The following is a 5,918-nucleotide window of genomic DNA, read 5'->3' on the forward strand; positions in this document are numbered from 1 at the left end:
ACGAGGAGCCGACCCCGATCCAGCGCGAGGCCATCCCGCCGCTGCTGGCCGGCCCACGCGGCCAGCCCGGCCAGCTGGACGGCGAGCAGCCGCCGGTCGCGCCACTGCCGGCGCCAGCTCCCGATGAGCAGGTAACCGGCCGGCAGCACTAGCAGCGTCCAGGGGGAGAGCACGGTCGGCTCGATCCAGAGGTCGACGGCCATCAGCAGGGCCAGCCCGGTCGGCCACCGGCGGACCACGGCGGCGACGAGCGGGTGCCGCGGGCGCGGCGCCGGGTGCGCGTGGCGGTGGCACAGTGCCACCAGCACCATCGCCGGCAGCATCAGCAGATGGCCGCCGAGCATCAGCGCGTTGTCCCCGACCAGACCGGCCCACCATGGCGGGAGCAACAGCAGGTACGGGACGTACATGGCCGCCACCATCTGGGCGGTGGCGGCCCGGCCGTGACCCCGGTGCCACATCCAGGCCGCCATGCCGAGCGACATGTCCGTCGCCATCACCAGCGCCCCCACGTCCGGCCGGGCCAGCGTGTCGGCGCCGTCCAGCAGCGTCCCGGCCACCCGCCACAGCGGGTCGAGCAGCAGCATGCCCACCACCATCGCCACGACCATCTCGGCGAGGTGTCGGGCCAGCCGGCGGCCGCCGCGATCCCTCTGCTTGGGTACGCGCACAGTCGTCTCCGTCATGCTCCCGACCCTGCCCGGACCGGCCACCTGGGCACAGGCGCGGGAGTCACGGAAAACTCGTGCGGTCCGCACGGTTCCGCCGTGACGTTCCGCAGGGGTGAACCAGAGCGGCGACGCCCCTAGGATCGGCGGGCATGACGGTCGACGGGGCGGACCGGCGACTGCGCCGAGCCCGGCAACTCACCCTGGCGTCGCTGGCGACCAATCTCTGGACCAGCCTGCTGCTGCCGGCGATCGGGCTGGCCCGGGAGCCGGACCCGGTCCAACTGGCCCTCGGCGCGGCCGGTGTCGTCGCGTTCGCCGCCGCCCAGACGGCGGTGCTGTACTCGGCGGTCACCCCCTGGCTCGCCGAGCGCCGACGGCGCCGCTTCCAGGCCGTCCTGGCCGTCGTGGCCGTGCTGACCGTGCCGCTCGTCGGGCCGGTCGCCGCCGGCACCTGGCCGACCTGGGCCTGGCTCGGCGCGTCGCTGGTCGGCATGTTCCCGCTGCTGCTGCGCCCGGTGACCGCCGCCGCCGCGACGGTGGGGGTGCTCGCGGTCTCCGTCGTGGTGGCGGGGTGGGCCGGCGTGGCGGTCCGCGACAGCCTGCTCATCACCGGCGGCGTCGGCGTCGCGGTCGCCGGTGTCACCTGGTTGCAGGTCTGGTTCTGGGACCTGCTCGTGGAGGCGCGCCAGGGCCAAGCCGCCCGGGCCCGGCTGGCGGCCGCCGAGGAGCGGCTGCGCTTCGCCCGCGACGTGCACGACCTGCTCGGCCACGACCTCACGGTCATCGCGCTGAAGGCCGAGCTGGCCGCCCGGCTCGCGCCGGTCGACGTCGGTCGCGCCGGTCGGGAGGCGGCCGAGGTGCAGCGGTTGGCCGGCTCGGCCCTGCACCGGGTACGCGAGGCCGTGCACGGCTACCGCGCCGTCGACCTGGCCGAGCAGCTGACCGCGGTGGGGGAGGTACTGCGCTCCTGCGGGGTGCGCTGCACGGTGGCGCAGCCCGACGGGGAAGTCCCGCCGCCGGTCGCCGCCGAGCTGGCCGCCGTGCTGCGGGAGGCCGGGACGAACGTGCTGCGGCACAGCCGGGCCGGCTGGTGCCGGATCGAGATCACCCGGGAGAACGGCATGGTGACGATGACCGTGAGCAACGACGGTGCGGTCGACGGCGGACCCGACGAGCACAGCGGGGGCCTGCGCGGCCTGGCCGACCGGCTCGCCGCCGCGGGTGGTGCCGTGCACGCCCGCCGGGAGGACTCGGTCTTCACCCTCGTCGCCAGCGTGCCGGTCGCCGCGTGATCCGGCTCCTGCTCGCCGACGACGAGGAGCTGATCCGGCTCGCCCTCGCCGCCCTGCTCGATCTGGAGGCCGACATCGAGGTGGTCGCCCAGGCGGCCGACGGGCGGGCGGCGGTGACCGCCGCGCTGGCCCAGCGGCCGGACGTCGCCGTCGTCGACCTGGAGATGCCGCCGCCCGGCGGGATCCAGGTCGCCGCCGAGCTGACCCGGGTGCTGCCCACCTGCGCGGTGGTGATCCTCACCGGTCACGGTCGGCCGGCCCACCTGCGTCAGGCGCTCACCGCCGGCGCCCGGGGCTTCCTGCCCAAGGGCGCTCCCGGCGGTGCGCTCGCCGACGTCATTCGCCGGGTCCACTCCGGGGCCCGGTACGTCGACCCGTCGCTCGCCGCCGACGCGCTCACCCTGCCCGAGTGTCCGTTGACGCCTCGGGAACTGGAGACGCTGCGGCTGGCCGAGTACGGCACGCCGGTCGCCGTCATCGCCCGGCGTACGCATCTCGCGGCGGGGACCGTCCGCAACCATCTCGCCGCCTGCGTGCAGAAGCTCGGGGCGGCCGGCCGGGCCGACGCGATCCGTATCGCGCGCGAGGCCGGTTGGCTGTGACCCCCTGGGCCAGGACAGACGGATAGCCTGACGGGCGTGCGTACGGTCGAACTGCTCTGCTCGCCGGAGCTGGAGGAGGCGGTACGCGCGGCCTGGGAGCGGCTGGCCGCCGCGGGGCTGCCCAGCCTGGCCCGCAACACCCATCCGACGAACCGGCCGCACCTCACCCTCGCCGCGGTGGACGAGTTCCCGCCCGGGGCCGAGGAGCGCCTCGCGGACCTCTGCGACGCCGCGCTGCCCGTCCTGGTCCGACCCGACCGGGTGGCGGTGCTCGACGGCAGCGCCCCGCTGGTCTGGCCGATCCGGCCGGTGCCTTCGTGGCCGCCCGCAGCTACGACGGTGCGAGTCGTACCGTCAGCCCGTTGACCCGGGCCTGACGGGCCGGAAGGCGACGGGGCCGGCCGCCCGACGGCGGACGGCCCCCGTCGTCGGTTCAGCGGTAGAAGCGGACGTAGTCGAACTCGGCGGTCACCGGCGGCTGGGCGCCTCCGTGGGCGACCAGGCCGATCCGGGGGGTGGTGTCGGCCGGGAAGGTCCACACCCCGCCCCACGTCCAGTGCTCGCCGTCCCGGCTGGAGCCGGCCCGGAACTCGTGCTCCCCGGTGACCGGGTCGACGTGGTGAGCCAGCCGCAGCCAGGTGGTGGTGGCCGGGGTGCCGACGATGTTGCCGCCGTACACCGTCCGGCCGGCGAAGGGGAGCTCGTAGCCGTACTCGACCTGCCGGGTGTTCCAGATCGCCACCTGGGTCAGCCGGGCGAACCGGTCGTCGTCCACGTACGCGACCATGCCCGCCTGCTGGTAGTTGCGGACCGTCTCCTCGCCGAGGTCGAGCGTCACCTTCGTCTCCGCCACGTAGTCGCCGGTCGGCGCGTCGCGCAGCAGCACGCCGGCGGTGTTGCCGGTGCCCACCAGGTCGGCCGACTCCACCGGCCAGCGCAGCGCGCCGTCGCCGACCGTCGCCGCCGGGTTGGGCCGGATCCACTGCCAGGCCGGGTCGAGCCCGTCGGCGAACTCGTCGGAGTAGTCGGGCAGGAGCGGGCCGGCCGTCGGTTCCGGCACGGTCCGGTCTACCGGTTGGTACAGCTCGGCCGCGGTCACGTTGTCGAACTCCGCTCGGCCGTCCCGGGCCACCAGCGTGAATTCGCCGTCGAGGGACCACCCCAGCCGGGCGGTGACGACGGCCAGCTGGTCGCCGAGACGGGCCGGGCTCAGTTCCGCGACGAGCTGGTCACCGCGTACCTCGACGGCCAGGTTGTGCACCTCGCCGGCGGTGAAGGCAGCCGGCAGGGGCGCGCTTGCGGCGGGCCCACCGGGAGCGCGGACCACGAGCTGGCCGCTCTCGGCGTCCACCAGGATGGTGACGCGCTCGCGATCCCGCCCGCCCAGCGCGAATCCGGCGGAACCGGCGCCGGTCAACCGAACGTCGGCCTCCGCCCGGACGTCGGCGTCGATCACCGTACGGCTGGCGAGCGTGCCGGTGCCGCTGACCCTGCCGTCGGTGACCTCCCAACGGCCGGCGGTGATGCGCCACCCCGAGAGTCCGGAGTCGAAGCGTTCGTCGAGCCGGGCGGTGGTGACCGGGGCGGGCTGCGGCCCTTCCGACGGACCCGCGCCGGCGTTCACCGTGGGCCAGCTGTCGACCCAGTCCAGCCGGTCCATCAGCATCGGCCGCTCGTTGATGCCGAACGGCTCGTCCAGGTACGGGTCGGCGCGGTCGATCGCGTGGTAGACGATCCAGTCCTGGCCGGACAGGTCGGTGAGGAAGCCGTTGTGGCCGGTGCCGATCCAGCGGTTGCCGTTCTGGGTGAGTACCGGCGTGCCGCCGGCCCGGGACACGTCCAGCCGTAGGCCGTCCCGGTCGACGAACGGGCCACGTGGGCTCCGGGACCGGCCCACGTGGACGGAGTAGCCGGTGGCCGGGCCGGCGCAGCAGTTCGCGGTGGAGGCGAAGAGGTAGTACCACCCGTCGTGGCGCAGCACGTAGCTGCCCTCGAACTTGTTGTCGATGGCGACCATGCTCGGCGTGCCGACCGCGCGCAGCCCGTCGGCGGTGAGCTCGGTGACCGAGATGCCGCCGTAATAGCTGCCGAAGTAGAGGTAGTTCCGGCCGTCGACGTCGGTGAACTGGCTCGGGTCGATGGTCCAGAGATAGCCGCCACCGCCACCGCCGCCGGGGCGCGGGGCGACCACGGGCTCGTCGGCGAAGGTCCAGGGGCCGATCGGGGTGGGCGCGGTGGCCGCCCCGATGGCGGTGTCGAAGGTGTCTCCGGAGACGGTGGTGTCGGTGACGGTCACGTACATGACCCAGCGGCCGTCGACCCGGCGCACGTCGGGGGCCCAGAACGCGGCGCCCGGGGCGGCCCAGGACGGGCGCTGGTCGGGGGCGAAGGCGTCCCCGACGTACGTCCAGTCGACCAGGTCGGAGGAGCGGGCGGTGGGTACCCGGTGCGCCTGCTTCTCGCCCTCGCGCAGCGGGTCGGAGGTGCCGTAGGCGTACCAGAAGCCGTCGTCGCCGCGGACGACGACCGGGTCGGCGAAGGTGTCGGCGAAGTCGGCGGAGATCGGGTTGCGGTAGCGGTCGGGCCCGGCGCCGGCGACGGCCGGCGCGGACGCCGGTGCCGCGAGGAGCAGACCGAGTACGGCGGCGAGCACGCCGCCGCGGTGGAGGTGTCCCATCAGACCTGCCTCGGGTCGGTGTCGACAGAGGTCACTGCGGTCTCCCGTTTCTACAACGTTGGATACAACGATGTAAAGAGCGGCGGCACCGGTCGGCCGCCGCCGAAATGTCGCCGTGCCAGCATTGGCGCATGACCACGACCAGCACCGACGGCCGCGCCATGGCCGGCCTCGCCGCGCTGCTCGCCGACACCACCCGGGCCAGCTTCTGCCTGGCCCTGCTCGACGGACGAGCCTGGACGGCGGGTGAACTGGCCCGCGCCGCCGGCGTGGCGCCGTCGACCGCCAGCGACCACCTCACCCGCCTGGTCCGCGGCGGACTGCTGGTGGAGGAGCGGCAGGGCCGGCACCGGTACGTCCGGCTGGCCAATCCCGCGGTCGCCCAGCTCATCGAAGACCTGGCCGGCCACGCCCCGGCCGCGCCGGCCCCGCCGCGTACGCTGCGCGCCGCCTCGGCCGGCGCCGCCCTGGCGTACGCCCGGACCTGCTACGACCACCTGGCCGGCCGGCTCGGCGTGCAGCTGTACGACGCCCTGCTCACCCGCGGCTTGCTGGACCGGACGGCCGGCCTGGCCCTGACCCCGGCCGGGCTGACGTGGCTGGCCCGCCTGGAGGTACCGGTCGAGCCGCTGCGGGCCGCTCGGCGACCCCTGGTGCGGGACTGTCTCGACTGGAC

General features: G+C 74.9%; 6 protein-coding genes. 4 read left to right on the forward strand and 2 right to left on the reverse strand.

The window, feature by feature from the left end; translation table 11 throughout:
* On the reverse strand, positions 1-686 hold a 686-nt coding region (locus DKL51_RS14885), incomplete at its 3' end, for a hypothetical protein (RefSeq protein ID WP_124812173.1).
* A 134-nt stretch (positions 687-820) separates the two neighbouring features.
* Between DKL51_RS14885 and DKL51_RS14890 the strand changes: the two genes are divergently transcribed.
* From DKL51_RS14890 to DKL51_RS14900, 3 genes are read left to right on the forward strand one after another with little or no spacing between them, the layout of a single operon-like run.
* Positions 821-1,963: a sensor histidine kinase gene (locus DKL51_RS14890; protein ID WP_109943025.1), complete on the forward strand. Its 1,143-nt coding sequence runs from the start codon at positions 821-823 to the stop codon at positions 1,961-1,963.
* Positions 1,960-2,565 carry a response regulator transcription factor gene (locus DKL51_RS14895; RefSeq protein ID WP_109943024.1) on the forward strand — a complete coding sequence of 202 codons (606 nt, stop codon included), beginning with the start codon at positions 1,960-1,962 and terminating at the stop codon, positions 2,563-2,565. The genes DKL51_RS14890 and DKL51_RS14895 overlap by 4 nt, the downstream gene beginning before the upstream one ends.
* 36 nt (positions 2,566-2,601) lie before the next feature.
* The gene (locus DKL51_RS14900; protein ID WP_243422237.1) at positions 2,602-2,931 is read left to right on the forward strand and encodes a hypothetical protein; all 330 of its coding nucleotides are present in this window, start codon (positions 2,602-2,604) and stop codon (positions 2,929-2,931) included.
* A gap of 67 nt (positions 2,932-2,998) precedes the next feature.
* Here the strand turns inward: DKL51_RS14900 and DKL51_RS14905 are convergent, their stop codons facing one another.
* Positions 2,999-5,242, reverse strand: a complete 2,244-nt coding sequence (locus tag DKL51_RS14905; protein WP_109943023.1) for a family 43 glycosylhydrolase — start codon at positions 5,240-5,242, stop codon at positions 2,999-3,001.
* A gap of 131 nt (positions 5,243-5,373) precedes the next feature.
* On the opposite strand from DKL51_RS14905, the gene DKL51_RS14910 reads away from it, so the two are divergent.
* On the forward strand, positions 5,374-5,918 hold a 545-nt coding region (locus DKL51_RS14910; protein ID WP_148097791.1), incomplete at its 3' end, for an ArsR/SmtB family transcription factor.

The sequence above is a fragment of the Micromonospora globispora genome (genome assembly GCF_003857015.1).
Classification (GTDB): Bacteria; Actinomycetota; Actinomycetes; order Mycobacteriales; family Micromonosporaceae; genus Micromonospora; species Micromonospora globispora.

Excerpts from the sequence above, each read along its gene's own strand:
- DKL51_RS14890 (WP_109943025.1), top strand. The coding sequence starts at position 821 with ATGACGGTCGACGGGGCGGACCGGCGACTGCGCCGAGCCCGGCAACTC.
- DKL51_RS14905 (WP_109943023.1), bottom strand. The coding sequence starts at position 5,242 with ATGGGACACCTCCACCGCGGCGGCGTGCTCGCCGCCGTACTCGGTCTG.